Annotated in this window: 25 protein-coding genes and 3 pseudogenes; 15 read left to right on the plus strand and 13 right to left on the minus strand. The window is 66.0% G+C overall.

Annotation, left to right across the window (positions count from 1 at the left end; translation table 11 throughout):
• The first annotated feature begins 151 nt into the window (after positions 1 to 151).
• From OKW52_RS09810 to gltX, 3 genes and pseudogenes are all read left to right on the plus strand, one after another.
• Entirely contained in the window at positions 152 to 1303 is a 1152-nt protein-coding gene (locus tag OKW52_RS09810) for a Ppx/GppA phosphatase family protein (protein WP_264505534.1), read from the plus strand.
• An 11-nt stretch (positions 1304 to 1314) separates the two neighbouring features.
• The gene (locus tag OKW52_RS09815) at positions 1315 to 2085 is read left to right on the plus strand and encodes an RlmE family RNA methyltransferase (protein ID WP_264505535.1); all 771 of its coding nucleotides are present in this window, start codon (positions 1315 to 1317) and stop codon (positions 2083 to 2085) included.
• An 880-nt stretch (positions 2086 to 2965) separates the two neighbouring features.
• A pseudogene (gene gltX, locus OKW52_RS09820) lies at positions 2966 to 4273 on the plus strand (glutamate--tRNA ligase); the annotation flags it as partial.
• Positions 4274 to 4431: 158 nt separating this feature from the next.
• On the opposite strand, the gene OKW52_RS09825 reads toward gltX, so the two are convergent.
• The 4 genes from OKW52_RS09825 to OKW52_RS09840 all read right to left on the minus strand — a co-directional run bounded on the left by OKW52_RS09825 (position 4432) and on the right by OKW52_RS09840 (position 7244).
• Complete coding sequence (locus OKW52_RS09825; RefSeq protein WP_264505536.1) at positions 4432 to 5226, minus strand: hypothetical protein; 795 nt, start codon at positions 5224 to 5226, stop codon at positions 4432 to 4434.
• Positions 5227 to 5258: 32 nt separating this feature from the next.
• Positions 5259 to 6002 carry a vWA domain-containing protein gene (locus OKW52_RS09830; RefSeq protein ID WP_264505537.1) on the minus strand — a complete coding sequence of 248 codons (744 nt, stop codon included), beginning with the start codon at positions 6000 to 6002 and terminating at the stop codon, positions 5259 to 5261.
• A 151-nt stretch (positions 6003 to 6153) separates the two neighbouring features.
• Complete coding sequence (locus OKW52_RS09835; RefSeq protein ID WP_264505538.1) at positions 6154 to 6849, minus strand: NUDIX hydrolase; 696 nt, start codon at positions 6847 to 6849, stop codon at positions 6154 to 6156.
• On the minus strand, positions 6846 to 7244 hold the full coding sequence (locus OKW52_RS09840; protein WP_127104434.1) for a DUF983 domain-containing protein: 399 nt from the start codon (positions 7242 to 7244) through the stop codon (positions 6846 to 6848). The genes OKW52_RS09835 and OKW52_RS09840 overlap by 4 nt, the downstream gene beginning before the upstream one ends.
• 270 nt (positions 7245 to 7514) lie before the next feature.
• Between OKW52_RS09840 and OKW52_RS09845 the strand changes: the two genes are divergently transcribed.
• The 4 genes and pseudogenes from OKW52_RS09845 (at position 7515) to OKW52_RS09860 (ending at position 9771) form a co-directional block, all read left to right on the plus strand.
• Complete coding sequence (locus tag OKW52_RS09845) at positions 7515 to 8138, plus strand: hypothetical protein (RefSeq protein ID WP_264505539.1); 624 nt, start codon at positions 7515 to 7517, stop codon at positions 8136 to 8138.
• 104 nt (positions 8139 to 8242) lie between these two features.
• Positions 8243 to 8835, plus strand: a pseudogene (locus OKW52_RS09850) (RNA polymerase sigma factor).
• Positions 8832 to 9251: a hypothetical protein gene (locus OKW52_RS09855; protein WP_264505540.1), complete on the plus strand. Its 420-nt coding sequence runs from the start codon at positions 8832 to 8834 to the stop codon at positions 9249 to 9251. The pseudogene OKW52_RS09850 and the gene OKW52_RS09855 overlap by 4 nt, the downstream one beginning before the upstream one ends.
• A gap of 7 nt (positions 9252 to 9258) precedes the next feature.
• Positions 9259 to 9771, plus strand: coding sequence for a periplasmic heavy metal sensor (locus OKW52_RS09860; RefSeq protein ID WP_264505541.1), 513 nt, complete (start codon positions 9259 to 9261; stop codon positions 9769 to 9771).
• A 296-nt stretch (positions 9772 to 10067) separates the two neighbouring features.
• Here OKW52_RS09860 and OKW52_RS09865 read toward each other — a convergent pair whose 3' ends face one another.
• Positions 10068 to 11456, minus strand: coding sequence for a diguanylate cyclase domain-containing protein (locus OKW52_RS09865; protein ID WP_264505542.1), 1389 nt, complete (start codon positions 11454 to 11456; stop codon positions 10068 to 10070).
• A gap of 133 nt (positions 11457 to 11589) precedes the next feature.
• On the opposite strand from OKW52_RS09865, the gene OKW52_RS09870 reads away from it, so the two are divergent.
• The 5 genes from OKW52_RS09870 to OKW52_RS09890 all read left to right on the plus strand — a co-directional run bounded on the left by OKW52_RS09870 (position 11590) and on the right by OKW52_RS09890 (position 14249).
• Complete coding sequence (locus tag OKW52_RS09870) at positions 11590 to 11868, plus strand: DUF3572 domain-containing protein (RefSeq protein ID WP_264505543.1); 279 nt, start codon at positions 11590 to 11592, stop codon at positions 11866 to 11868.
• A gap of 3 nt (positions 11869 to 11871) precedes the next feature.
• The gene (locus tag OKW52_RS09875; RefSeq protein ID WP_264505544.1) at positions 11872 to 12558 is read left to right on the plus strand and encodes an HAD family hydrolase; all 687 of its coding nucleotides are present in this window, start codon (positions 11872 to 11874) and stop codon (positions 12556 to 12558) included.
• A gap of 64 nt (positions 12559 to 12622) precedes the next feature.
• Positions 12623 to 13225 (plus strand): heme NO-binding domain-containing protein, encoded by a 603-nt coding sequence (locus tag OKW52_RS09880; RefSeq protein ID WP_264505545.1) that lies wholly within the window; start codon positions 12623 to 12625, stop codon positions 13223 to 13225.
• Positions 13225 to 13461 (plus strand): hypothetical protein, encoded by a 237-nt coding sequence (locus OKW52_RS09885; RefSeq protein ID WP_264505546.1) that lies wholly within the window; start codon positions 13225 to 13227, stop codon positions 13459 to 13461. The genes OKW52_RS09880 and OKW52_RS09885 overlap by 1 nt, the downstream gene beginning before the upstream one ends.
• On the plus strand, positions 13458 to 14249 hold the full coding sequence (locus tag OKW52_RS09890) for a GGDEF domain-containing protein (protein WP_264507687.1): 792 nt from the start codon (positions 13458 to 13460) through the stop codon (positions 14247 to 14249). The genes OKW52_RS09885 and OKW52_RS09890 overlap by 4 nt, the downstream gene beginning before the upstream one ends.
• Positions 14250 to 14257: 8 nt before the next feature.
• On the opposite strand, the gene OKW52_RS09895 is transcribed toward OKW52_RS09890, so the two are convergent.
• The 8 genes from OKW52_RS09895 to OKW52_RS09930 form a co-directional block, all read right to left on the minus strand.
• The gene (locus tag OKW52_RS09895) at positions 14258 to 15424 is read right to left on the minus strand and encodes a M24 family metallopeptidase (protein WP_264505547.1); all 1167 of its coding nucleotides are present in this window, start codon (positions 15422 to 15424) and stop codon (positions 14258 to 14260) included.
• A 267-nt stretch (positions 15425 to 15691) separates the two neighbouring features.
• Positions 15692 to 16129: a D-aminoacyl-tRNA deacylase gene (dtd, locus tag OKW52_RS09900; protein ID WP_264505548.1), complete on the minus strand. Its 438-nt coding sequence runs from the start codon at positions 16127 to 16129 to the stop codon at positions 15692 to 15694.
• Positions 16129 to 17070, minus strand: a complete 942-nt coding sequence (locus tag OKW52_RS09905; RefSeq protein WP_264505549.1) for a primosomal protein N' (replication factor Y) - superfamily II helicase — start codon at positions 17068 to 17070, stop codon at positions 16129 to 16131. The genes dtd and OKW52_RS09905 overlap by 1 nt, the downstream gene beginning before the upstream one ends.
• Before the next feature lie 185 nt (positions 17071 to 17255).
• Positions 17256 to 18377 carry an SPFH domain-containing protein gene (locus OKW52_RS09910; RefSeq protein ID WP_264505550.1) on the minus strand — a complete coding sequence of 374 codons (1122 nt, stop codon included), beginning with the start codon at positions 18375 to 18377 and terminating at the stop codon, positions 17256 to 17258.
• A gap of 36 nt (positions 18378 to 18413) precedes the next feature.
• Entirely contained in the window at positions 18414 to 19370 is a 957-nt protein-coding gene (locus OKW52_RS09915) for a DUF2927 domain-containing protein (RefSeq protein ID WP_264505551.1), read from the minus strand.
• 1 nt (position 19371) lies between these two features.
• On the minus strand, positions 19372 to 20538 hold the full coding sequence (locus OKW52_RS09920; protein ID WP_264505552.1) for a toxic anion resistance protein: 1167 nt from the start codon (positions 20536 to 20538) through the stop codon (positions 19372 to 19374).
• 39 nt (positions 20539 to 20577) lie between these two features.
• Positions 20578 to 21534, minus strand: coding sequence for a 5-bromo-4-chloroindolyl phosphate hydrolysis family protein (locus tag OKW52_RS09925; RefSeq protein ID WP_264505553.1), 957 nt, complete (start codon positions 21532 to 21534; stop codon positions 20578 to 20580).
• 233 nt (positions 21535 to 21767) lie between these two features.
• Complete coding sequence (locus OKW52_RS09930; protein ID WP_264505554.1) at positions 21768 to 22889, minus strand: pseudouridine synthase; 1122 nt, start codon at positions 22887 to 22889, stop codon at positions 21768 to 21770.
• A 139-nt stretch (positions 22890 to 23028) separates the two neighbouring features.
• Between OKW52_RS09930 and OKW52_RS09935 the strand changes: the two genes are divergently transcribed.
• From OKW52_RS09935 to OKW52_RS09945, 3 genes and pseudogenes are all read left to right on the plus strand, one after another.
• A complete protein-coding gene (locus OKW52_RS09935) occupies positions 23029 to 23478 on the plus strand; it encodes a nucleoside deaminase (RefSeq protein WP_264505555.1) in 450 nt (149 codons plus the stop codon).
• Positions 23479 to 23759: 281 nt separating this feature from the next.
• A complete protein-coding gene (locus OKW52_RS09940; RefSeq protein ID WP_264505556.1) occupies positions 23760 to 24512 on the plus strand; it encodes a hypothetical protein in 753 nt (250 codons plus the stop codon).
• A 516-nt stretch (positions 24513 to 25028) separates the two neighbouring features.
• A pseudogene (locus OKW52_RS09945) lies at positions 25029 to 25403 on the plus strand (glycosyltransferase); the annotation flags it as partial.
• Positions 25404 to 25513: the final 110 nt, after the last annotated feature.

Raw genomic sequence — 25513 nt, forward strand, 5'->3', positions numbered from 1 at the left:
GGCGCCTTCCCGCTTGGCGAGAAGTTGCCGACGCCGACGGGCGCTTTGGCAACCGCCAACCACTGTTGCAGGACGGATGCACGCCGTGAACGCGCTTGCGTGGGTTTCCGCTGCACTCTAAAGTAGCGGTAACACGAAATGGAGGGCGTACATGACGCCCGAGCGTCCCGCAGGCGCGGCGGCGCATCCGCAATCGTCGAGGCCGCCCAATCGCGCGCGGACTCCGGCCGGAATCGAGCCAAAGCGCCAGTCTGGTCCCAGTGATGGGGGGCTTTATGCCGCCCTCGACCTGGGAACCAACTCTTGTCGCATGCTGATTGCACGCCCCAAAGGCGCGCAGTTTGAGGTTGTCGACAGTTTTTCCCGGGCCGTCGAGCTCGGCACCGGGCTGGAAAGCACCGGGCGGCTGGGGCATGTGCCGATGGCCCGTACCGTGCAAGCCCTGCGCATCTGCCGCCGCAAGCTCGATGAGCACGCCGTGATCCGCATGCGGCTGGTCGCGACCGAGGCCTGCCGACGCGCCCGCAACTCGGCCGAATTCATCCGCAAGATCCAGCGTGAGACCGGCCTGCGGCTGGAGATCATCCCGGCCGAGGAAGAGGCGCGGCTTGCGGTGATCTCCTGCGCGCCGCTGGTGGCTGCAGAAACCGAGCAACTGCTGGTCATCGACATCGGCGGTGGTTCGACCGAATTGGTGTGGATCGACCTGTCGGACGTCCCCCCGGCCGAGCGCCGCGCGTCGATCCTGACCGTCAAGCTGGGCTTTGCCGCGCAGGGCCTTGCCGCGCCGCTGCCGGGGCAGGCGCGGGTGGTCGACTGGATCAGCGTGCCGCTGGGTGTGGCGACGCTGCGCGAGCAGTTCAACGATGTCGAGGATGACGCCGCGCGCTTCGCCCTGATGAGCTGGCATTTCGAGGAACAGCTGCACAATTTCTCGCCCTACCAGAACCCGGCCCCGCGCGAGGGGTTCCAGATCATCGGGACGTCGGGCACGGTAACGACGGTGGCGGCCTCGTATCTGGGGCTGCGGCGCTATGACCGCAACAAGGTTGACGGGCTGACCATGACCTCGGCGCAGATCGACCGGGTGATCCGCGACTATCTCGCGCTTGGGCCGGAAGGCCGGCGCACCGACCCGCGCATCGGGCGCGAGCGGCACGGGCTGATCATGTCCGGTGCCGCGATCTTGCAGGCCCTGATGCGCGTCTGGCCAACCGATGTTATGTCGGTTGCCGACCGCGGCCTGCGCGAAGGGTTGCTTTATGCACAGATGAGCCACGACGGCGTGCTGGCGGGGCTGTGAAAGGAAAGACGATGGCGACACCGCCCGGAAAACCACCAAGTACCAAAACCCCCAGTGGCAAGAACACCTCGGGGCGCGGACAACGTGACCTCAAGGTCAAGGTCAAGACGGCGAAGGGGCGCAAGCTTTCGTCGACGCGCTGGCTTGAGCGCCAGCTCAATGACCCCTACGTCAGCCGCGCCCAACGCGAAGGCTATCGCGGCCGCGCGGCGTTCAAGATCCTGGAACTGGACGACAAATTCCGCTTCCTTGTGCCCGGCGCGCGGGTGGTCGATCTGGGCTGCGCCCCCGGCGGCTGGCTGCAGGTGGCCGTGCCCCGGGTCAACGCCCTGGGCGAGAAACAGGGGAAACGCGTGGGCACCCTGCTGGGCGTCGATCTGCAGGAAGTCGAGCCGATCGCCGGGGCCGAGGTCCATGTGCTCGACTTTCTGGCGGACGGCGCGGATGAGCAGGTCAAGGTCTGGCTCAACGGGCAGGCCGATGTGGTCATGTCCGACATGGCCGCTTCCGCCTCGGGTCACAAGCAGACCGACCATAACCGCATCATGGCCTTGTGCGAACACGCCGCCTATTTCGCATTCGACGTGCTGGCACCCGGCGGCACCTTTGTCGCCAAAGTGCTGGCAGGCGGGGCGGAGGGGGAGCTGCAACAACTGCTCAAGCAGCGATTCACCAAGGTGGTCAACGTCAAACCGCCCGCCAGCCGGGCGGATTCGTCGGAGAAATACGTGGTCGCCACAGGGTTCCGCGATGCCCCGGCCGTGATCGACAGCGACGACTGACAGGGGCAGATCGGGGGGCTGCTCGCCCCCGAACCCCTCGCCAGAGGAGGGGGCACGCCCCTCCTCTGGACTCCTCCCGTGGATATTTTCAGACAGAAAATGAAACAGGGTTAACGATACTTCATTTTCTGTCTCTAAATATCCTCGGGGGTGAATTTGCGCAGCAAAGAGGGGGCTGAAAGCCCCTTCGCGCGCCGCGTCAGCGGCGCGCCCGGCCCAACGAGGCGACCGGATCTTTGATCCGTGAGCCGAGGCGGGAGCCCCGCCTGCCACTGATCATCCCCTTCCCCCGCCGCCAACCGCCCGGGCCCAGGCCGGATGCCTTTGCAGAACGCGTCGGAAAGCGGAGCCGGGTCACCGTAGCGCTCCATCTGCGCGCTGTCGGCCACCGAAAGTTGCGCGTGATCCATGGCGCGCTGAAGCCCTGCACTCTATGCAAGCCGGTCGCGGGCCAAGGCGCTGCCCTTCCCGGTCTGGCGTGAAGGGGTCCTCAACGACGCCGATCTGCCCTTGGCGCAGGCGGTGTCTGACGGCCTCGGTCCCCACCCCTAGGCCACCTGCGCGGACCCGATCAGCCTGCCCCCAAAAACCGGCCAGGATGGACCTGCCCAACCCCCGTTTCTTCCGCACTGAAGACACCGCCCTGCCGCACCGCCTTGGCTGGCACCCGCGCCCGTCAGGGAATCCGGGACTTTTTCCGGCCTGTCTCGGACCCCGGCAGCCTCGGGTTCTGCGTCACTGATCCGGGCGCGCTGGCGGCGGGGATCCTGAAAGCCGGGCGCGACTGACGGGATTGCACGCAAAGCAGGGGGGCGAAACCGGCGTCGATATGGACAAATCGCGGCTGCTGGTTCAAGACAGCGGCCAACAGGAGCATATCATGACCGTCACCCGTTTCGCCCCGTCGCCCACCGGCTACCTGCACATCGGCAACCTGCGCACGGCGCTGTTCAACTACCTCATCGCCCGCAAGACCGGCGGCAAGTTCATCCTGCGTCTGGATGACACCGACCGCGAGCGCTCGAAGCAAGAGTATATCGACGGCATCAAGACCGATCTGGAATGGCTCGGTCTGGAATGGGATCAGGTCGAGCGGCAGTCCGAGCGGCTGGACCGCTACGCCGAGGTCGCAGACCAGCTGCGCGCCGCGGGCAAGTTCTATGAATGCTTCGAGACCCCGACCGAGCTGGACCTCAAGCGCAAGAAGCAGCTCAACATGGGCAAGCCGCCGGTCTATGACCGCGCGTCGCTGGCGCTGGATGACGCGGGCCGCGCGAAGCTGCGCGCCGAGGGGCGCGAGGGGTACTGGCGCTTTCAACTGGATCTCGAGCGCATTGAATGGACTGACGGCATTCTGGGGGATATCTCCATCGACGCCGCCTCGGTCAGCGACCCCGTGTTGATCCGCGCCGACGGGCAGGTGCTCTATACCTTCGCGTCGTCGGTGGATGACACCGATATGGGCGTCACGCATATCGTGCGCGGCGGCGACCATGTCACCAACACCGCGACGCAGATCCAGATCATCAAGGCGATCGGTGGCACCCCACCCGATTTCGCCCACCACAGCCTGCTCACCGGCCCGCAGGGCGAGGCGCTGTCCAAACGTCTGGGCACGCTCAGCCTGCGCGACCTGCGCGCGCAGGGCGTCGAGCGCATGGCGCTCTTGTCGCTGATGGCCCGCCTCGGCTCGTCGCAGCCGGTCGAGCTGCGCGCCAACCTTGACGAGATCGCCGAGAGCTTCGACCTCAGCCAGTTCGGCGCGGCCCCCACCAAATTCGACGCCGAAGACCTCTGGCCCCTGACCCGCCAGCATGTGCAGGCGCTGCCCTATGAGACCGTCGCCGACCACCTGACCGCCCTCGGTGTGCCCGCCGCTATCGCCCCGGCCTTCTGGGACGTGGCCAAGGCCAATGTCACCACGCTGGCCGATGTCGATGCCTGGTGGGTGCTCTGCCGCGACGGCGCGCAGCCGTTGGTCGCCGAGGAAGACACCGACTTTATCGCCGAGGCCTTCACCCTGCTGCCCCCGCCGCCCTATGGTCCGACCAGCTGGTCCGACTGGACCGGCGCTGTCAAAGCCGCCACGGGTCGCAAGGGCAAGGGCTTGTTCATGCCACTTCGCCGTGCCGTTACCGGCATGGACCACGGCCCCGACATGGCCTCGCTAATGCCGCTGCTGCAAAAGCGCCCGGGAACCGCTGACCCGCGCGCGCATCATCTGTCCCTAAATATCCACGGGGGTTTCCAAAGGGGGAGCGTGCTCCCCCCTTTGGCGAGGGGGTCCGGGGGCGCGCAGCCCCCCGTCTTCCCGATAAGCTGGGGGCGCGCAGCCCCCCGCTTTTCTTATTTCCCGTCCGACGGTGCAACAGCACCCGCCGCTACGCTCAGCGGCACCCGCGCCAGAACCTGCCGGTTCATGCGCATATCCTCAGCCACAAACCGCAGCTCGTAGCTGCCCGCCTCGGTTGGCGCATACAGCGTGACCTGCGGGCTGGCCGGGTCGAGATAGGCATAGGTCAACTCGCCCGAGAACTCGGCATTGCCCGGCACCACGATGTCGATCCAGCTGCGCGGGTTCGCCGGTCCTTGCCACTGCACGGTGAATTCCGCCCCCGGCGCGAGTGTCGCGGGCGCGGTCAGGGTGACCATCGGCGGCGTGACGGTCAGCGGGCGGGTCATCGCGACCACCCGGCCCTCGGGGCCCTCGGCGATATAGCGGATCTCGTAGGCACCCGGCGTCAGCGGCAGGATCAGCGGCAGCGGGTTGGCGGTCAGGTAGTCGTCCGCGGCCGCCGAGTTGGTCCGGGTCGCGCCCGCCTCGATCACATCGATATAGTCGCCTTGCGCGTTCGGGCCGGTCCAGCCAATGCTCAGCGTGCTGCCAGCCATGGCCGTTTCGGGCGCGGTCAGGGCATAGGTCAGATCGGTGACTTCCAGCGGCTGCGAGGCCAGAATGCGCGGCGCGCGGCCCTCGATTTCTTCGACATAGCGCAGGGTGTAGCGCCCCGGCGCGACCGGTACGCGGATCTGCGCGGGCAACCCGTCGCGCAGATAGCTGTAGCTTTGCACCGAATTGGTGCGGGTGCCGCCCTCTTCGATGATGTCGATGTAATCCAGCGGGTTCAGCGGACCCGTCACCTCGACCGTCAGACTGCTCTGCGCCGGTGCGGTCAGCGAGGCCGACAGGCTGGCCGGGGGCAGGGGCAGGGGGCGGGCGGGGCAGCTGCGGGTTCGACAACCGGTGCAGGCACCGGCTCGACCGCAGGGGCGGCGGCAGGGGCGGCCAGCGTCTGCGTCAGCGCCCGGGTGAGGGCGGCGGCGTCATCGGCCTGAAAATACTGCCCGCCGGTTTCCTCGGCCAGACAGGCAACCTGCGCGCCTTCCTCGGCGCTCAGCCCGAAACCCACCACATGGGCGGTGAAATTGACGCCCGAGGCGTCAAGCTCGCGCCCCAGCGCGCAAGGGTCAGCCTCGCAGGTTTCGATCCCGTCGGTGACCAGCACAACGGTCGCGGGGTCTTCGGAATAGCGCAGCGCCTCGGCGGCACGGCGGACGGCATCGGTCAGCGGCGTGCGGCCCTGAAACCGCATCGCGTTGACGGCTTGCGAAATCTGTCCGGCGGTCCCGGCAGCGGGTTCAACCATCACTTCGATATCCGAGCAATCGCCACGCCGACGGTGGCCATAGCCGATCAGGCCCAGCGTCGCATCGGGGGCCATACCGGCCAGCACCTCACCCACCACCGAGCGGGCAATTTCCAGCTTGGGCACGCCGTCAATCTGACCCCACATCGAGCCCGAGCCATCCATGACGATCATGGTGCGGGGGGTGATGGGGGTGGTTTGGGCCTGCGCCGAAACTGCACAGGCAAGGGCCAGCGATGAAGCCGCGAAACGCAGCAGGGTCTTGGACATATGAAGAATCCCGATCTTGAAACAACGACGCTGACGATACACAGCGTTTTTGTTAGTGCAACCAAGACGGGAAATCGTTCAAATATTCAGGGCGCATTGCGCCGAAAACATCCGGGCCATCCTTTCGGGGGCCGATCCGGCGCGCGGACCCTCAGGCGATGCGGCGGAAGGTCGACTCAGCGCCCGAGTTGTCAAAGAACGGCACGCTGTCCTGACGCTGTTCGCGCAGGATCGCCTCGGCCTCGGCCAGCACGACCTCGGTGATGAACGGCAGGTCGAGCGAGCGGGCTTCGGACAGGGCGATCCAGTGCAGATGGCTCAATTCATCCGTCGCGCGCGAGAAATCGTCGGGGTCGCCCGCGATATCCTCGGCCCGGGCCAGAAAGAAGCGCGCGTCAAAGCGGCGCGGCCGGCCCGGAGGCGTCACCGCGCGAAACAGGAACCGCAGCGCATCGCCAGACGGGCGCAGCCCGGCGGCGGCAAACTCGGCCCAATCGGCGGGCACGCAGCCCTCCCACGTGCCGGGACGTCCCAGCATCAGCCCGGCCTCTTCCCACAGCTCGCGGATCGCGGCGGCGGTCATCGCCTCAGGCGCCGGGGCGGTCGCGGTGACGGGCCGGTCGGCCAGGCGCGCGCGTTCGACGTCGGCCAGCGGGGCGGGCAGGGTGACCAGCCGGTCATCGGCGTCGACGGCACCGCCCGGAAACACATATTTCGACGGCATGAAGGCCGCAGCCGACCCGCGCTGCCCCATCAACACGCGGGGTGTTGCCGTGTCGGCATCGCGCACCAGAACGATGGTGGCCGCGTCACGGATCGGGGGCGAGGCGACGGCGATCAGTGTCATGCGTCGCTGCCAAAGCCATGCATGCGCCGCGACCATTGCAGCGCAACCAGTGCCCCCTTGAACCGGGGCAGCAGATAGAGCGCCAGCGCCAGCGCCAGTGTCCAGCACAGGGTGATCATCACCCAGGGCGAGGGGCCCCAGGCCAGATACACCGCCAGATACAGCGCCATGATGGATTTGCCGACCACCAGAATGGTCAGATAGGCCGGGCCGTCATCGGCGCGCTGGTGATGCAGGTCTTCACCGCAATTGGGGCATTCGTCGACGACCTTCAGATAGCCGCGCATGATCTTGCCGGTGCCACAGGCCGGGCAACGCCCCGACCAGCCCTTGCGCAACGCAGGCTTCAACGGGCGGTCGTCAACCATTTCGATGGGCTGGGCGATCATGGTCATGGCGGAACCTCTCTGCCGCGTCGCGGCGATGAAAGAAAGTCGTGTGCGGGTCTTCTGGCACCGCAGCGATGTCGGAAGGGACGGACCGTGCCTTCGACGCGGGGGGCATCAAAGCCGGTTGATCCGTGTTGCCCTCAAGATGGTGCATGCAAAGAAACAGGTCAAGTTCAGGATAACGCGAAACGCTGCGACGGAATGTCCGGTGCGCGGCGTTAGAGAGGTATCAACGCGCCAAAGGATGCCTCCGGCGGCGCACGATAGGAGAGAACCATGAACACCAAGACCCTCACCGCTATCGCCCTGCTGATCGCCGCCGTTCCGGCTGCAAGCTTTGCCCAGAGCGGCCCGATGGCAGGCATGACGCCCCCGACGCTCGATTTTGCAACGGCGGATGCCGACGGCAGCGGCGGCATCTCGGCGGAAGAATGGACCGCCTACAGCGCAACGCTGCACAGCGAAATGCGCGCCCAGCGGACCGCCGCCCGCGCCGATGCGCTGATCGCTGAGGCGGATGCGGACGGCGACGGCGCGCTGACCCGTGACGAGCTGATCACCGGCATGACCGCGATGGGTGACGCCCGCCGTGAGAGCCGTGGCGGCATGGGACGCGGCCATGGTGAGCGTCACGGCATGCGCGGCGACCATGGCGGCTGGGGCGGCCACCACATGCGCGGCGACGACGACCATGGTCGCCGGGGCGAGATGCGCGACGGACAGCGTGGCGGCCAGCGCGACGGGCAGCGCGGGGAGATGCGCGGTGAGCGCGGTGGCGATATGGCGTCACGCAGCTTTGCCCGCATGGACCGCAACGACGATGGCAGCATCGATGCCACCGAACTGGGGCAGGCGCAGGAGTTCCTGAACTGGATGGCACAGCGCCCGCGCTTCAACTGAGATCCGTTGATCTGAGTTGCTAACCGGCGGGCCGGGCGTTACCCCTCAGCGGGAACCCGGCCCGTTCACCGCCCTCTCACGGCCCCGACGCGCCAGACGGATCCATGCCAAGGGACACCGCCCTCACGATGACCGCAGCCGAGACCGACAGCGATGACGCGCTGCTCGCCCGTTACGCAACGGGCGATGCACTGGCGGCGCGGTTGTTGGTGGACCGGCTGTCGCCCCGGGTCTTTCGGCTGGCGCAACGCTTGTTGCAGGATCAGGCCGAGGCCGAGGATGTCACCCAGGAAGCCCTGCTGCGGCTGTGGAAGATCGCCCCGAAATGGGAGCCGGGCGGCGCGCAGCCGTCCACATGGCTGCACCGGGTGACCGTCAATCTGGCCACCGACCGGCTGCGGCGCAGGCGGGGGTGGGGCTGGATACCATCGACGAGCCCGACGATCCCGCGCCTGGTGCTGTCGAGACGATGATCGACGACGACCGCAAGCGGGCACTGGACGAAGCACTGGCGCTGTTGCCCGAACGCCAGCGCGTGGCGGTAGTGCTGCGCCATCTGGAAGGGATGACCAATCCCGACATCGGCGCGAGTATGGGACTTGGGGTCGAGGCCGTCGAAAGCCTGACCGCACGCGGAAAACGGCGTCTTGCCCAGCTGTTGTCGGGCCGACGCGATGAACTGGGGTATGACCGATGAGCACTGACCGTTCAGACGATCCATTTGACGACACCGCCCTCGACGCCCTGTTTGCCCAGGCGCGCGCTGCGCCGCCTGCTGCCTTGTCCGAGGGTTTCGCAGCCCGCCTGGTTGCGGCATCGCTTGACGCGCAAGGTGCCCTCGTGCCGCCAAAACCCGGTTGGCTGGCCCGTTTGCGCAGTGCTTTGGCGGAATTCGGCGGGGCACCGTCGCTGGCGGGCGTCGGCGCTGCCGGGTTGGCGGGCGTCTGGATCGGCTTTGCCGCGCCCGGATCGACCGGTGATCTGATCAGTACCGTGCTGCAAAGTGCCGCCAGCGTCAGCCCCACCGCGACGGAATGGGACGGAACCGAGACATATGTATTGGCGACCTCGGCCAGCGACCTTCTGGCGCTGATCGACGGCGATATCGAATGAGGCGATCATGAGCGATCTGACACCCACCCCTGCGACCCCGCGCCTGCGCAAACCCGGACGCGGTCTGCGCATCGCGCTTGTGCTGTCGTTGATGGTTAACCTGCTGGTTGTCGGCGTGCTGGTCGGCGGGGCGATGCGCGCCTCACGGATGGATGGCTTTGTGCCGGGTCAGCCCGATATGCGCGCGCTCTGGTGGGCGCTGCCCGATGACTCGCGCGATGCGCTGCGCGCTTCGGTCAACCGGCGGGGGATGCCGGGCGATCATGGCCATCGACCCAGCCGCGAAGAGCGCCGCGCGCGCAACGCCGAGCTGAACGCCCGCATGCTCGCCGGTCTGCGCGCTGATCCGTTCGACCCGCAGGCTTTTGCCACCGTGATGGCCGGGGACCGTGACGAGCGCGCGCGTCGGCTGGACACGGTGCATGCAGATTTTGCCGCGCAGGTCGCACAGTTGACGCCGGAACAGCGCCGCGCGATGGCGGACCGGTTCGAAGAAGGCTTGCGGCGGCACGACCGGTAATTGCCGTGCAGCGGCGGGTATGAGCGGGGCCTGTCTGGCCCCGTTTCTCTGCGCGGGGTCCGGCGCCTTGATCGGGCCGGAAAGGCTGGCAATAGCGCCTGCGGATTGGCAGCTGTGACGGCCACGACCGCACAGCCGTGTTCAGGTTGGCTGGCGTCGTTGGCCATTCACCGGTGTCTGTGTCGCAACCCGTCCTTTCGGTGCGACGACAGGTCCGGTCAATCCGCTGCCCTCGCATGCCGCGAACGTCACCGACCAGCTCTTGCCCAAAACCTGCGCCCCTCACTCGCCCTCGGTCATGCTGCGCTGTTGATGGTCACCTGATTGCGCCCGTCGGTTTTGGAATCCATCAACGCTGCATCGGCCCGCGCAAGCGCCTCGCGCGCGGCGGACCTCGTCGGTGTGGGGGGCGGATTTGAACACATCGCCAGCCCGACCGAGATGGTCACGGTGATGCTGCCCCGCCCATCGGGCAGCGAGATCGGCGCGCCACCGATCGCCCTGCACAGCGTTTCGGCGGCATGGCGGGCGTCGCCAAGCGTTGCTCTGGGGATTGCCACCAGAAACTCTTCTCCGCCAATCCGGGCAAGCAGCGTGCCGGGGTCCAGCACCCTGCTCAATCGGTGCGCGACGGTTTCCAGCACGGCATCGCCGGTCGCATGGCCATAAGTATCGTTGATCGCTTTGAACCGGTCCAGATCCAGCACCATCACGGCAAAGCGCCGTCCGGTTTCGCGCGACTCGGCGGCGATGCGGTCCAGATGCGCCAGCGCATAGCGGCGGTTATAGAGCCCGGTCAGCGGGTCGGTGATCGCCATTTTCAGCCCCGTGCTGACCGCGCTGCGCAGCCCGTCGGCGCGGCGCTTGCGCTGCACATGCTGGCGGATGCGCAGCGCGGTTTCCTGCGGATCCATCGGCATGGTGAACAGATCGCTCGCACCGACATCCAGCGCCATCGCCGCCGTTTCCGGGTCGGCATGCGCCAGCACCAGTGCCATCGCCGAATGCCGGCTAGTCATCCGCGACCGCAGATCCGAAACCAGCCGCTGGCCCGATCCATAGCGGCCCAGGTCACTGGCAATCATGTAGAAATCGGGTGCCGCGCCCGGCGGGGTATCGGCCAGCGCCGCGGCGGGAGACAGCACCATCAGCCGCCCTCGCAGATAGGGAGACAGGGCGCTGCGCCAGACCATCGAGATCGCCGTTTCCGCCGCGATCAGGCCGATCCGCCCCGGCATCGCAAACACCGTCTCCCCCTCGGCCAGATCCATCCCGCCCCAGGTTTCCGACCGCAGCCGCAGTTCGGTCTCGGTCTGATGGACGCGCAAAAGGCTGCGGATCCGCGCCAGCAAAATCACCTCATTCAGCGGCTTGGCCAGGAATTCATCCACCCCGGCCTCAAGCGCCTGCAACCGGCTGACCCGGTCGTTGATGCCGGTCACGATGACCACAGGGATATGCTGCGTCGCGGGCGACGCGCGCAGACGGCGACACACATCAATGCCCGACATGTCAGGCAGTTGCATGTCCATCAAAATCAGCTTGGGCTGCTGGGCCTGTGCGATTTCAAGTGCCTCGGCCCCTGAGGCGGCAAGCAGCGTTTCGTGGCACGCAGCGTTCAGTTTCACTTTCAATATGATCCGGTTGGTGGCCAGATCGTCAACAATGAGAATCCTACCGGTCATCACCCTATACCTTGCGCGGCTAGTCCATGGCACGTTACCCTTGAACATGTCGGGTCGCGGACATTGTTCATCCTACGCGCCAAATAGTTAATGAATTCTTTCCACTTCCCCGAAGGCACTCGCAGCCATGGCCATGACGCGGCAAACCGCCGAAACCTTTGCCGCTCAGGTTCTTGCCTGGCTGGCCGATGATAACGCCCGGATCACCGGCTTTCTCAGCTGGTCTGGTGAGAGCCCGTCGACACTGGCGGCACGCCTGACCGATCCGGGCTTTTTGCTGGCAGTGATCGAATTCCTGATGACAGACGAAGCCTTGCTGATCGACGCTTGCGCCGCTCTCGGCTATCCGCCCGAAACGCCCCTGCAGGCGCGCTCAGCGCTGCCGGGCGGGGCCGATTTTCACTGGACCTGAAAGATGCAGACAATTCGCGGTATTCTGTTCGACAAGGACGGCACGCTGTTCGATTTCCAGGCAACATGGGGCGCCTGGGCGCGCGCGCTGATTGCCGAGCTTGCCCAAGGGGATCCGGTACGGGTGCGGGCGATGGCGCAGGCGATGGCCTTTGATACCGACGCCGGGCGGTTTCTGCCCGAGTCGCCGGTGATTGCGGGCACCGGGCGCGAGGTGGCAGAACTGCTCGCGCCGATCCTTGCGGTCACGGCCGACACGCTCGAGGCGCGGATCGCCTCAGCAGCGGCCAGCGCGCCTCTGGCGCAGGCGGTGCCATTGCGCCCCTTGCTCGAACGCCTGCGCGACGCGGGTTTGCGGCTTGGCGTGGCAACGAATGATTACGAAGCCGTGGCGCGCAGCCATCTGCATGATGTGCTCGATCTCTTTGATTTTGTGGCCGGATTCGACAGCGGTCACGGCGGAAAACCGGCGCCGGGCATGCTGCTGGCCTTCGCCCGCGCCTGCAATCTGGACCCGCAGTCGGTGCTGATGGTCGGCGATTCGCGCCATGATTTGCAGGCCGGACGCGCTGCGGGCATGGCGACGCTGGCGGTACTGACCGGGGTCGCCACGGCGGCGGATCTGGCCGATCTGGCCGATGCGGTGCGGCCGGATATCGGCCATCTGCCAGAGCTTCTGGCGCTGTTTTGAACGTGTTTGCACTTTCTTAGGGAGTCTGCCGCATCGTTGCCCCTGTGACCTGAAAGGGGCGGCGATGCACGGTCTTATCAACAAGGCGCTGCAGGCGTTTATCTGCGATGCATTCGGCACGGATGCCTGGGAAGAAATCCTTCACCGGTCGGGTGCAGACGCTGTGCTGGGCAGCGACGGATTCGAGGCGATGCAGCTCTACGATGACGGCCTGACGACGACCGTTCTGGCTACGGCTGCCCAACTGCTGCGCCGGTCCCGCGATGCGCTGCTTGAAGACTTGGGCACCTATCTGATTTCCGGCGAACGGCAGGAACCTCTGCGCCGCCTGCTGCGCTTTGGCGGCGTCAGTTTCACCGATTTTCTGTTTTCGCTCGATGACTTGCAGGGCCGCAGCCATCTGGCTGTACCCGAACTGGGCCTGCCGGAACTGTCGATCAGTGAGGTCGAAACCGGTGGTTTCTCGTTGGCGTGCCGCGACGGATGGCCGGGGTTCGGGCATGTTCTGGTCGGCGCGCTCAGGGCATTGGCCGATGATTACGGGGCGCTGGTGGTGCTTGAACACCACGGCACCGGTTCGGGTACGGATGAGGTGATCGCCATCAAGGTTCATGATCCGGCCTATCACGCCGGGCGCCGCTTTGACCTTGCCGCCGAGGTGCGGTGATGCAGGACGATGCGTGCCTGTCGGGCTACGCGTTCAGCGAAGCGACACTGGGCGCGTTGATGCCTCTGTTTCTGTGGCTGGACAGCGATTGCCAGATCCGGGGTGCCGGACCGACGCTGCGCAAACTGCTGGGCGACGGGGTGATCGGTCAGGATCTTGAAAGCGTGTTCACGCTGCGCCGACCGCGCCGGACGGGGGCGCTCTGCGTCTGGTTCAGGCGCAGCGCGTGTCGATGACGCTGCGCGCGCCGCCGGGGACCCGCTTCAAGGGCGTCGCTGTTCCGCTTCAAGGTCAACGCGGGGCCTTGGTCAATCTGTCGTTTGGCTACGCGGTGCGCGATGCCGTGCGCGATCACGGGCTGTCCGCCACCGATTTCGCCGCCACCGATCTGGCGATCGAACTGCTCTATCTGGCTGAGGCCAAGGCGGCGGTCATGGGCGAAGTGACCAAGATGGCAGCGCGGCTGAAAGGCGCGAAAGCCCGGGCAGAGGAAGAGGCGTTGACCGATGTCCTGACGGGCCTTGGCAACCGGCGCGCGCTTGAGGCACGGATGGAGCGGTATCTGAATGCGGGGCAGGGGTTCGCGCTGCTGCATATCGATCTCGATCACTTCAAGCAGGTCAATGACACGCTCGGCCACGCGGCTGGTGACCATGTTCTGGCCGAAATCGCGGTGAAACTCCGCGCCAGCGCGCGGATCGGGGATCTGGTCGCGCGCATCGGCGGGGATGAGTTTGTGGTGCTGCTGGCCGGTGTGCAAGATCTTGGGCCGGTCCGCCGCGTCGGCGAGCGGATCTTCTACGAGATGCGTAAACCCATCCACTACCACGGCACGCCCTGTCGGATCAGCCTTTCCATCGGTGTCGTCTTCGCCAATCCGGCCCAACCTTGTGCGCCGACGTCGGTTCTGGCAATGGCCGACCGCGCGCTCTATGCCTCAAAGGGCGCAGGGCGCGCGCGGATGACCTTGTTCAGCGAAACCGGTGTCGTGCAAGAGCTGCTCAGCGTTGCGCGCGTCGGGTGAGGGGCGCCTCACCCTTTGACGAACAGCGTCCCTGGCAAGCGGCAAAGCTGCTCGACGCCGCTTTCGGTGATCAGGATCGGCTCGGTGATTTCGATCCCGCCATCGTCCAGCCAAAGCGCGGGCATGAAATGAAAGACCATGCCGGGCCGCAGTTCGGTCTTGTCGCCCCGGCGCAGCGACAGGGTGCGCTCGCCCCAATCGGGCGGGTAGCTCAGCCCGATGGAATAGCCGACGCGGCTGTCCTTGTGAAACCCGCGCGCGTTGAGGGTACTGTTGAAGGCTTCGGCGACGTCCTCACACAGCGCGCCCGGGCGTGCCACCGCCAGCGCCGCAGCGGTCGCCTCCTGCACCGCTTCTTCTGCCCGACGGTAGGTCGATGGCGGCTCGCCGAAGAACAAGGTGCGCGATTGCGGGCAGTGATAGCGCCGGTATACCCCGGCGATCTCAAAGAAATGCGCCTCGCCGCGCTGCATTGGCCGGTCATCCCAGGTCAGATGCGGCGCGGTGGCGTCCAGGCCGGACGGAGTCATCGGTACGATCGCCGGGTAGTCGCCCCAGTGCCCGTCCGCGCCGATCGTGCCCGCGTGCAGGATTTCAGCGACCAGCTTGTGCTTGGCCAGCCCCGGCTCGGCAATGTCGAGGATCCGTTGGTGCATCGCTTCCACGATCCGGGCGGCGCGGCGCAGGCGGGTGATTTCAGCCGGGGATTTTACCGCGCGCTGCCAGTTGACCAGCCCGGTCGCGTCCCTCAGGGACAGTGACCGCGCCAGCACGTCATGGGCTTTGGCGGAATAATAGTAGTTGTCCATCTCGACACCCACACGGCCGCTCGCCCAGCCAAGATCGGCCAGCAAGGCGGCGAGCGTTTCCATCGGATGCTTGGCCGGGTTCTGGACGTAGGTGTCGTCATAGCCGTGGATCTGATCGGCCTGCATCCAGACTGTCCGCCGCGCCCCGGCGGTGTCCATGCTGCGGCCCCACCAGAGCGGCGGGCCGTCGGGGCCGATGATCACCGCCTGGTGGACATAGAAGGACCAGCCATCATAGCCGGTCAACCAGGCCATGTTCGACGGGTCCGACAGGATCAGCGTGTCGAGCCCGGCCTCGGCCATGGCGGCGCGGGTCTTGGCGAGCCGGGCGTCGTATTCGGTGCGGGTGAAATCACTGTCGTCCATCGGGCCCTCCTGTTGATGGGCAAAGCATGGCACGGCAGCGAAACAGACGCAAAGGCGCGATGTCCCACGATGGGACAATGCAGCCTTCTGAATATTTTCAAAGATTTAGAGGGCCTGGGTAACCTTGCGTTTACCCCAGCGCCCACGGCTGCCTTTCTTTGCTCGCCAAATATCCCGGGGGGTCCGGGGGGCAGCGCCCCCGGCGGGTCGCCCAAGGAGCCTGCGCGTCAGCGCGGGGGACGAGGGCGAAACACCCCCCGCCTTGCGTCACATGTCCAGCCAGATCGTCATCGGCCCGTCATTGACCAGCGCCACTTGCATTTCGGCGCCAAACTCCCCGCGCCCGACCGCGACGCCCTGCGCGGCAAGGTGGTCGGCGAAAAGCTCATAGAGCGCGCGCCCTTCATCCGGCGGCGCAGCGGCGGAAAACCCCGGCCGGTTCCCGCGCGAAGTATCCGCCGCCAGCGTGAACTGGCTGACCACCAGCGCCCCGCCGCCCACATCCGCCAGCGAACGGTTGGTCTTGCCCGCCTCGTCGCGAAAAATGCGCAGTTTCAGGATCTTGTCGGCCAGCGCGCGGGCCTTGTCCGGCCCGTCGCCCTGCATCGCGCAGATCAGGATCATCAGCCCCGGCCCGCAGGCCCCGACCACCGCCCCGTCGACCGAGACCGACGCCTCGGTCACCCGTTGTACCAGCGCGCGCATCAGCGGTTCTGCGTGATGTAGAAGATGACGCCCGCGACGATGATCGCGACGATCACCGCGCCGGTGATCTTCCAGGCAGACCACGGGCGTTCGCCCTGCACCTTGCCGGTCTGGCCATTCACCACGAACCGATAGGATTTACCGCGATAGCGATAGGCCGCCATCCAGATCGGCAACAGCACGTGCTTGAACCGCTCATCCTGATGCTCGGTATCGACCGAATGCACCCGCTGCTCGTCGCCGCCGATGTCGCGGCGCACGTCCTGACGGATCACCTCGTCCATGCGCTCGACCGCCAGAACGTGGCCATCGGGCAGCTGCACCGTGTACCCCTCGGCGCGGAACCCGGACAGGAACTGCGGCGAATAGGGCGCCAGTTCGCCCAGCATCCACGGCTCGAGCGCGCGGACATATTTGCGCGGCAGCGATTGCGAGGCCATGATCAGCATATCGTGGAAATGCCGCGCGACCCGGCCCGACACGCGGTGCCAGCGGATCTTGCGGACCTGCTCGGTTTCCATCTTGCCGTTACGGTTCACCGTGCGGGTTTCGTAATAGGCGTCGCCCCGTTCGCCGGTATAGCGCGAGCGGGTGTCGCTGTCGAAAGACCAGTAGGGCACATAAAGCCCGTCCAGCCGCGAGCCGTCCGAGCGGGCGTAGTCCTTGAGCTTGTTGGGGGCGAACCACAGCCGCCCCAGCCATGATTTCATCGCATCATGCGCCTCGCGCTCGGCCAGTTTGAAGGGCAGGACGGCGGCGGGTTTGATCTGGCGTTGGGTGCCGGTGTCGGTCACCACCGGCGAGCCGCAGAACGGACATTGCGCCGCGTGCTGGGCGGGGTCGAAATCGACCTGCGCGCCGCAGTTCGAGCAACTGAGGATGCGGTGTTCCTCGATCGCGTCGGCGGGCAGGTGATTGGCCAGCGCGTCGCGCAGATCCATGGTTTCCAGCGCGACATCGCGCTCGGCCTCGGAATGCGGGATGTCCTGCTCGTGGCCGCAATACTGGCAGGTGAGCCGCCGCTGACCCGGCGAAAACCGCAGCTGGGCGCCGCAATTTTCGCACGGGAAACGGTGTTCATCACCCGCAACGGGCGGGGCGGGGGGCTTGTGTCGCTCATGGCGCGTTACCCGGCGGGCGGGGGCGGCGGCGGCGGCATGGCAGCGAAGACCTGTGCCAGCGCCTGCACGGCTCCGGCCTTTTCCCAGCCGGCCATGCCCTGCGTCCAGACCATGGTGTCGCGGGTCAGCTGACCCTGCGCCAGCATCTGTTGCAGTTGCGCGGTGCCGAAGGGCCCGGTCGTCTGGCCGTTCACCGCAACGTGGAACTGCGCGGCGGCGGGGGGCGGTGGCGGCGGAGCGGCGGCGGCGGGCTGCGTGTTGCTCTGATTGTTGCCCGTCATCGCATTGGCCATGGACTGCGCCATGCCCATGCCCATCCCCATGCCCATTCCGGCACCCATCGCGTTGTCGCCACCAGCCGAGGCCGCCTGCTGCATCGCCTGAGCCGCCGAAAACTGGGTGTATTTGTTCAGATCGCCCACGATCCCCATCGACGAGCGCTGGTCGAGCACCTTCTCGACCTCGGGCGGCAGCGAGATGTTCTCGATGTAGAGTTCCGGCATCGACAGGCCGTATTCGGTCAGTGTGGGCTCGATCGCCTCGCCGACGATCTTGGACAGATCCTGCGTGTTGGCCGCCATGTCCAGCGCCGGAATCCCCGAGGCCGCCAGCGACTGCGAGACCTTCTGCACAACGATATTGCGGATCTGCCCCGAGATTTCGTCCTGGGTGAATTCGCCATCCGTGCCGACGATCTCGGTCATGAACTTGGACGGATCGGTCACGCGGATCGTATAGCTGCCAAAGGCCCGCAGGCGCAGCGCGCCGAATTCCGGGTCGCGCAGCATGATCGGGTTCTGCGTGCCCCATTTCAGGCCCGGAAAGCGCCGGGTGTTGACGAAGTACACCTCGGACTTGAAGGGCGAGTTGAAGCCGTGGCTCCAGCTGCGCAGGGCCGTCATGATCGGCATATTGTTGGTTTCCAGCTCGTAAAGGCCGGGACCAAAGATGTCGGCCATCTGGCCTTCGTGGATGAACACGGCCGCCTGTCCTTCACGGACCGTCAGCTTGGCGCCCATCATGATGTTGTTGCCGTAGCGTTCAAAACGATAAACGAGCGTATCGCGGCTGTCGTCCAGCCATTCGATGACGTCGATGAACTGGCCCTTGAGGAAATTGAATACCATGGGTCACTCCTTAAGAAATCTATTCAAAAGATGGGGTCAACTTGCACCCGCCACAAGCTCGGAGGCAATTGAAAAAATCGTTCGGCGGGCCCGGGCCTCGGTCATGCCGGGGGTCAGGCGCGGGTCGTAGTGGATGCGCAGCAAGAGCAGATCCTGTTCGGTCAGCAGCGCGAATTCCTGATCATCGTTGAAAATCGACGGCCGCGCACCGTCGGAATCCGCGGCCAGTCCCAGCCCTTGGGTCAGTTCTTCGTGATAGCAGGCAAGGCGGGTCAGATCGGGGTGTTCGGCGCGAATGATGGCGACGGCTTCGGTGTAATTGGCCGACCCGTCGCGGGCAAAGGCCAGCACCAGACAGAAGGTCTCGCGCGGCATGTCGGTGATCAGGCGCACGGCTCCATCGTCAATACCGGGGATCAGCGCGCGCAGCCGGTCGCCAGCACCTTGGCGTTCGCTTTCCGAGAGGATCAGAACGTGGAAATTGCCGTCGGTCTGGCCCAGCGGCGTAACGCTGATCGGGTGGTCCGATGCTTCGGCCAGCCGGGCGGCGAGCGCGCGCACGTGTTGATAATCCGCAGCGCGGGTGGCGCGTCCGGTGGTTGCGCCGAACTCCAGCGAATAGCGCACGGGCACGGCCCAGCGACGCAGCACGCTGGAGCGGCCAGAGGCGGCACCGCGCTCGGAATGCTCGTCACGCAGGGCGACGTCGATATAGGTTTCGGCCAGCCGACCAGCGGTCAGCCGCAGGTCGTTGGTGCCCGGATCGGTGCGCAACATCCGGTTCGAGACGCGCTGCGTCTCGATCTCGGTGTAATAGCGCCGCAAGTCGGCCGATTGCGGGTCGATGGCCAGCACCTCGGCGGGCCGAGCCGGCGCGGGGGCGGCCATGGGATTGGGCGCACTCCCGCCGAGCGAGGTGCAGCCTGCCGTCAGCGCGGCGCTGAACCCCAGCGCCGCGAGGGACCGGACCGAAGGGTCGCCCGGTATGCGCACGTCAGGCCTGAGCGCCGTTTTCGCGCGCCTTGGCAGCCGACAGCGAATCGCGCAGCTCGATCTCCATCTTGCGCAGTTCCTCTTCGGCGGCGGCGCGCTTGGCCTTGCCTTCGTCGGCGATCTGCAGGCTGTCCTGAATGGTCGCGACCAGCTGATCGTTGGCGTGCTTGACGGCCTCGATATCGAAGACGCCGCGCTCCATCTGCTCGCGCACCGTGCGGTTGGTTTCGCGCAGGTTGTCGGCGTTCTTGGTCAGCAGTTCATTGGTCAAGTCATTGGCCGCCTTGATCGATTCCGCCGCCTCGCGCGAGCGTTGGATGGTCAGCGCCTGCGCCAGCTGGGTCTCCCACAGCGGCACGGTGTTCACCAGCGTCGAGTTGATCTTGGTGACCAGCGACTTGTCGTTTTCCTGCACCAGACGGATCGAGGGCAGCGACTGCATGGTGACCTGACGGGTCAGTTTGAGGTCATGCACCCGGCGCTCCAGATCGTCGCGCGCGGCGCGCAGATCGCGCAACTCCTGCGCCATGATGATCTTCTGATCTTCGGGCGCGGCCTCGACCACGGCTTCTTGCGCGGGGATCGTGGTGGCGTCGAGTTCCTTCAGCTTTTCTTCACCAGCGGCGATGTAGAGTGCCAGCTCGTTGTAAAAATCGAGGGTCTTTTCATAGAGCACATCCAGCGACTTGATGTCTTTGAGCAGGACGGTCTCATGGCTGAGCAGGTTCTCCGTGATCTTGTCGATCTGGCCCTGCACGGTCTCATAGCGGGCCATGAAATTGGCCAACGGTGCTGCCTTGCCGGTCAGACGCTCCCACCAGCTGCGTTCGCGGCGGGTGTCGAGTTCGCTGACCGAAAAGCCACGGATCGTGGTGACGATCTGGCGCAGGCTGTCACCGGCGGGGCCGACATCCTTGTTGCGCACGTCGTTCAGCATGGCCTGACTGATGGTCTGCAGCTCGACCTGGGCGCGGGCACCGAACCCGATGATCGACGAGGTTTCCGCCATGTCGATTTCATTCATCCGGCTGCGGATCGCATCGGCAACCGGGGCCTCGGCCTGATCCAGCGGGACAAGCTCGCCGACCGGCTCGGGCAGTCTCGTCAGCGCCGTTTCTTCAACGGCGGTCGCAAGTTGCGTGGCCTGCTGGCGGATCTCGTCGGACATCGGGGCTTCCTTTCAAGGGATGAGGTGCTGAAAACGGGGTCAACGGGGTTGCGGGTCGGGGATGCTGTTGGGGCCGGGAATGCGCGGGCGCAGGCCTTCGCGTTCCAGCCGCTCGCGCAGCACGTCGATTTCGATATCCAGCGCCTGACGGTCGTTGTCGCGCAGGGTTTCGGTGCGCAGCATGAAATTCTGCTCAAGATCGTCGAGCAGGGCCACATAGTCGCTGCGCGCCTCGGCGTTGCGATCACGCTCATAAATCTCGACAAACTTGACCGTCGCATCGCGCGCGCCTTCAAGGTAGACACTCAGATAGCGGCGGGCAGCGGTCAGGTTCTGCGGATCATCCTCGACCGTGCGCAACAGCTCGCGGACATGGGACTGAAAATCGGTCAGGCGGCTTTCCAGCGTGCGGTCGCGGGCGCGCAGCATGGCGTCGGACATCGCGGCCAGATAGGCCTCGGCGGTGTCGATGGCGCGGGCGACGCGGTCGGTCTGGAATTCGTCGATCCCCTCCATTCCCTTGTCGCGCAAGGGGTCGGGGCCGAAGGCGAAGAAATGCAGACCCGCGCCGAACAGGCCGAAGATCACCGGACCGGCCATGCCATAGGCGCTGCCCAGACCGGCCAGCCCAAGGCCAAGACCCATCACCACCGAGCCGAAGATCTTGCGCGGGATCGCCGGGCGGCGGGCGACGCGGCGTTGGGCGTAAGCGTCCTGGGCGATCACACCTTCGCGCGTCAGCCAGGCCGAGAGCATCAGCAGGGCAAAGACGCCCAGATGCTGCGCCAGTCCGGCGGGATCGCGGAAGAACGCGCTGAATGCCCAAAGGAAAGGCAGCATAAACAGGATGTTGACCCGCGCGCCCACCGGGTTCACCCGCTTGCGCTTGGCCTTCTTGCCGCGTTTGGGGCCTGTGCTGACCGCGGTCGAGCTGCGTTCCTCGTCCGAGCGGGGATCGCCACCGGGGCTGTATGCGCCGCCGTATCGCCGTGCCATGCCTCAGCCCCCCACGAACCAGACGTAGACGATCAAGGCGACCAACAGCAGGTAGGAGGTCTTTTGCAGGCCCGTGGTGCTCACGTCTCAATTCCCCGTCGCGTGCCCCAAGGCCGGGGCTGTGTGTCTTGCCCCCCAATAGCGGGAGAGTCCCCTCGATATAGGAGAGATTTATGAAACTATAAGACAGGTCCGGCGGGATTGGAAAGCACCGATGGGGTGCGCGCCGGTGCTCAGCCGCGTGGTTTGGGGCGGCGGGGCGGAGCGCCGTCCTTGCTGCCGCTGGGGCTGGCCGATTTCTGGCCCCATGAGCGCGGCTTGACGGTTTCGCCATCCGGCCCCTTGCGCGGACCGCCGTGCGATTTGGCCCCCCAGGATTTGCGCCCGGGCATCTCGTCGGGCGCGATCGTGCCGGGTTTGGCCGGGCGCACGGGGCGCTTGGTGGCGGGCTTGCCGATGGTGGGCTTACCGGCGGCGGGCTTACCGGCGGCGGGTTTCCCGCCCGTGGGTTTGGCCCCGGCGGGCGCGGGTTTATCGGCCGGTCTGGACGGCGCGGCGCGGCCCGAGGCGACGTCATCGGCCCCAAGCCCCAACTGGTCGCGCAGCACGCGCGGGCGCAGTTCCTCGACCGCGCCATCGGCCAGATCGCCCAGCTGGAACGGGCCGTACGCGGTGCGGATCAGGCGGTTGACGGTCAGGCCGACCGATTCCAGCGCGCGGCGGATCTCGCGGTTTCGGCCCTCACGGATGCCGACGCTCAGCCAGGCGTTCGCGCCCTGCTGGCGGTCGATCGACACCATCATCGGCTGAAAACGCTCGCCGTCGATGGTCACGCCCGCCTTGAGCGGGGCCAGCGTGGCGTCGGTCGGGCGACCGTTCACCCGGACGCGGTATTTGCGCAGCCAGCCGGTCGAGGGCAGTTCGAGCCGGCGCTTGAGCTCGCCGTCGTTGGTGAGCAGCAGCAGACCTTCCGAGTTCAGGTCAAGCCGGCCGATGGAGAGCACGCGCGGCATGTCCTCGGGCAGCTCGTCAAAGACCGTGCGGCGGCCTTTTTCGTCGCGCTCTGACGTCACCAGACCCAGCGGCTTGTTATACAGCCACACGCGCGTCGGCTCTTTGGCACCCAAGGGCACGCCATCGACGATGATCTTGTCGCGGGCGGTGACGTTCAGGGCGGGGCTGTCGATCACCTCGCCGTTCACGCGGACGCGGCCCTCGGCGATCATCGTCTCGGCGACGCGGCGCGAGGCGACGCCCAGCCGGGCCAGCACTTTGGCGATGCGGTCGCCGTCACGGACGGCGCCGGTCGGCACGGCTGTGGCTTTGGGGCGTTTCGGGGTCGAGGGTTTGGTCATCAGGGCAACGCGGGGCAGGGGAGGGGGACGGGCGGTTTTCCCGCGAAAACCCGGTGTGGCGGCGCCAACCCATGCGGGCAGGCTTGCGCGGTCGGGCGGGGACGGGCATCTAGGCCCCATGAACCCGTTCCCGAGCCCCATGTCAATCAAGCCGATGGAGATCGCGCTGGACGAAGCCCGCGCCGCCGCCGCGCGCGGCGAGGTGCCGGTGGGCGCGGTGATCACCAATCCGCAGGGCGTTGTGGTGGCCCGCGCGGGCAACCGTACGCGCGAGCTGAGCGACCCCAGCGCCCATGCCGAGATGCTGGCGCTGCGCGCGGCCTGTGCGGCGGCGGGCAGCGAGCGGCTGCCGGGCCACGCGCTGTGGGTGACGCTGGAGCCCTGTCCGATGTGCGCCGCTGCGATCGGTTTCGCGCGGATCGCCCGGCTGTATTACGGGGCGAGCGATCCGAAATCGGGTGGCGTGGCACAGGCACCACGGGTTTTTACCCATCCTCAATGTCATCATGCGCCCGAGGTTTACGACGGCATTGCCGAAGAACCGGCCGCCGCGCTGCTGCGCAGCTTCTTTTCCTCGCTTCGGCGATAATCGCTGGAAAACCGCATTATTGTTGCCAAAAATAGGGGCGAGGATGGTTAATTGTGGCCACGCGCCCCGGCAATGTCACGGAAATGCCCGGTCTGAATCGCAGTCTGAGAAAGTGGATTGCGTGATTCGGACGAATTTCGTAAAGTTATCAGCAAAGAAAAACCGAGGCAGTGGCAGAAATTCGGTCAAAACGGGCAGTTGATCAGGGCAGTTCTGTCCTGAAACCTGCGTCTGACCCGAAGCCTGTTGGTGTCGACGGCACAAACGGCAGAGCAGGCACCATGATCAATTCAGTCCAGGGACTTGTCCCTCAACGCTCCATTGCGTCCGTTGCACAGCGGATTTTCGCGGCACGCTCGACCATGGGTCGGGCGTTTCTGGCTCTGACGGCATCGGTTGCGGTGCTGGCCGGTTGCTCGGAACAAGCCGGCAACCAGGCGGCGGGCGGCGTTTACGGGTTCTTCAACTCCAGCCGCAGCCCGGCCATGGAAACGCTGGAAAACACCGTGGAATTTGCTGTGGTCGCGCCCAACCGCGCGATGGTGAACGCCCCCGAGGCGCTGGTGGTGTTCGAGCGCAACCTTGGCGGCGCGATCGAGCAGCGGATCATCCTGCCCAACGCAACCGCGATGCGTGGCGACAATGCGATTCATATCCGGGCGCAGACCTCGGGCAGCGCCGATCTGAACCGGCTCGATTTCGCCCAGATGTCGGCGCGGTTCGGCGGCATGCCGGCACCGTTCGAGACCGTCCAGGCCAGCAGCATGCAGACCGGCACGGATGCGCTGGGGGCCTATCTTTACGCAACCCAGAACGTCGGTTCAGGCGGGGTCTGCGTTCTGGTGTTGCGCCGTCTTGGTGTCGGCGCGCGCCCCTTGCCGCGCGGCACGCAGGCCTTGGATGTGGTCATGCGCAACTGCGTGAACGGCTCGCTGGAGCAGGCTCTGGCCCCGATGGGCGGCGGTGCGATGGGTGTTGGCGGTGCGCAGGGCACGATTTACACGCTGTCTCCCCATGCGGCGCCACGTGGATAAGATCATTGATTTTCATAGGCTTTATCGGGATGTACGAGTGATGCGGGGAAGCGTTCAATGAGGATCATCGGGACAAGGGCGCTGTCGCTTGGCGACAAGACCAACCTGTTGTTATGGATCGGTGTGATGGTCCTTGTCGCGGGTCTGGTCAGCGTGCCGACCTCCATTCAGGTGCAGGCGACGCTTGGCATTGCCTCGGTGATCGTGGTGGCCGTTCTCAAGCCGGTGGCCATGCAGAGCATGGTCGCGCGCTTTGCCATGATGGCCGTCGCCTCGACGCTGGTGATGCGCTACTGGGCCTGGCGGGTCACCGAAACGCTGCCGCCGCCCAGTGATATTGTCTCGTTTATTCCGGCACTTGTCCTGTTCATCGTCGAAAGCTACGCCATCGGCGTGTTCTTCCTGTCGGCCTTCATGACCGCGGACCCCGCCACGCGCGAACTGCCGCCGCGGGTGGCTGCCAAGGATCTGCCGACCGTCGATATTCTGGTGCCGTCCTATAACGAGCCGGTCGAGATGCTCGCCGTCACGCTGTCGGCGGCCAAGAACATGCACTACCCGGTCGACAAGCGCACGGTGGTTCTGTGCGACGATGGCGGCACCGATCAGCGGTGCAACTCGGATGACCCCGAACTGGCGGCCAAATCGCGCAAACGTCGGCGCGACCTGATCCAGCTGTGCAGCGAGCTGGGCGTCATGTATTCGACCCGCGCGCGCAATGAGCACGCCAAAGCCGGTAACATGTCGGCGGCGCTGGAAAAACTGGACGGCGAGATCGTGGTCGTCTTCGATGCCGACCACGTCCCCAGCCGCGATTTTCTGGCCCGCACGATTGGCTACTTCGTCGAAGACCCCAAGCTTTTTCTGGTGCAGACGCCGCACTTCTTCCTGAACCCCGATCCCATCGACCGCAACGTCGGTCTGCGCAAGGATTGCCCGCCCGAGAACGAGATGTTCTATCACCTGTCGCACCGCGCGTCTGGACCGGTGGGGCGGGGCGT

Origin of the sequence: Pararhodobacter zhoushanensis, from assembly GCF_025949695.1 — a bacterium.
Classification (GTDB): Bacteria; Pseudomonadota; Alphaproteobacteria; order Rhodobacterales; family Rhodobacteraceae; genus Pararhodobacter; species Pararhodobacter zhoushanensis_A.

Coding starts and splice junctions, on each gene's coding strand:
- OKW52_RS09810 (WP_264505534.1), top strand. CDS start 152: ATGACGCCCGAGCGTCCCGCAGGCGCGGCGGCGCATCCGCAATCGTCG.
- OKW52_RS09815 (WP_264505535.1), top strand. CDS start 1,315: ATGGCGACACCGCCCGGAAAACCACCAAGTACCAAAACCCCCAGTGGC.
- OKW52_RS09830 (WP_264505537.1), bottom strand. CDS start 6,002: ATGTCCAAGACCCTGCTGCGTTTCGCGGCTTCATCGCTGGCCCTTGCC.
- OKW52_RS09835 (WP_264505538.1), bottom strand. CDS start 6,849: ATGACACTGATCGCCGTCGCCTCGCCCCCGATCCGTGACGCGGCCACC.
- OKW52_RS09840 (WP_127104434.1), bottom strand. CDS start 7,244: ATGACCATGATCGCCCAGCCCATCGAAATGGTTGACGACCGCCCGTTG.
- OKW52_RS09845 (WP_264505539.1), top strand. CDS start 7,515: ATGAACACCAAGACCCTCACCGCTATCGCCCTGCTGATCGCCGCCGTT.
- OKW52_RS09855 (WP_264505540.1), top strand. CDS start 8,832: ATGAGCACTGACCGTTCAGACGATCCATTTGACGACACCGCCCTCGAC.
- OKW52_RS09860 (WP_264505541.1), top strand. CDS start 9,259: ATGAGCGATCTGACACCCACCCCTGCGACCCCGCGCCTGCGCAAACCC.
- OKW52_RS09865 (WP_264505542.1), bottom strand. CDS start 11,456: ATGACCGGTAGGATTCTCATTGTTGACGATCTGGCCACCAACCGGATC.
- OKW52_RS09870 (WP_264505543.1), top strand. CDS start 11,590: ATGACGCGGCAAACCGCCGAAACCTTTGCCGCTCAGGTTCTTGCCTGG.
- OKW52_RS09875 (WP_264505544.1), top strand. CDS start 11,872: ATGCAGACAATTCGCGGTATTCTGTTCGACAAGGACGGCACGCTGTTC.
- OKW52_RS09880 (WP_264505545.1), top strand. CDS start 12,623: ATGCACGGTCTTATCAACAAGGCGCTGCAGGCGTTTATCTGCGATGCA.
- OKW52_RS09885 (WP_264505546.1), top strand. CDS start 13,225: ATGCAGGACGATGCGTGCCTGTCGGGCTACGCGTTCAGCGAAGCGACA.
- OKW52_RS09890 (WP_264507687.1), top strand. CDS start 13,458: ATGACGCTGCGCGCGCCGCCGGGGACCCGCTTCAAGGGCGTCGCTGTT.
- OKW52_RS09895 (WP_264505547.1), bottom strand. CDS start 15,424: ATGGACGACAGTGATTTCACCCGCACCGAATACGACGCCCGGCTCGCC.
- dtd (WP_264505548.1), bottom strand. CDS start 16,129: ATGCGCGCGCTGGTACAACGGGTGACCGAGGCGTCGGTCTCGGTCGAC.
- OKW52_RS09905 (WP_264505549.1), bottom strand. CDS start 17,070: ATGGATCTGCGCGACGCGCTGGCCAATCACCTGCCCGCCGACGCGATC.
- OKW52_RS09910 (WP_264505550.1), bottom strand. CDS start 18,377: ATGGTATTCAATTTCCTCAAGGGCCAGTTCATCGACGTCATCGAATGG.
- OKW52_RS09920 (WP_264505552.1), bottom strand. CDS start 20,538: ATGTCCGACGAGATCCGCCAGCAGGCCACGCAACTTGCGACCGCCGTT.
- OKW52_RS09925 (WP_264505553.1), bottom strand. CDS start 21,534: ATGGCACGGCGATACGGCGGCGCATACAGCCCCGGTGGCGATCCCCGC.
- OKW52_RS09930 (WP_264505554.1), bottom strand. CDS start 22,889: ATGACCAAACCCTCGACCCCGAAACGCCCCAAAGCCACAGCCGTGCCG.
- OKW52_RS09935 (WP_264505555.1), top strand. CDS start 23,029: ATGTCAATCAAGCCGATGGAGATCGCGCTGGACGAAGCCCGCGCCGCC.
- OKW52_RS09940 (WP_264505556.1), top strand. CDS start 23,760: ATGATCAATTCAGTCCAGGGACTTGTCCCTCAACGCTCCATTGCGTCC.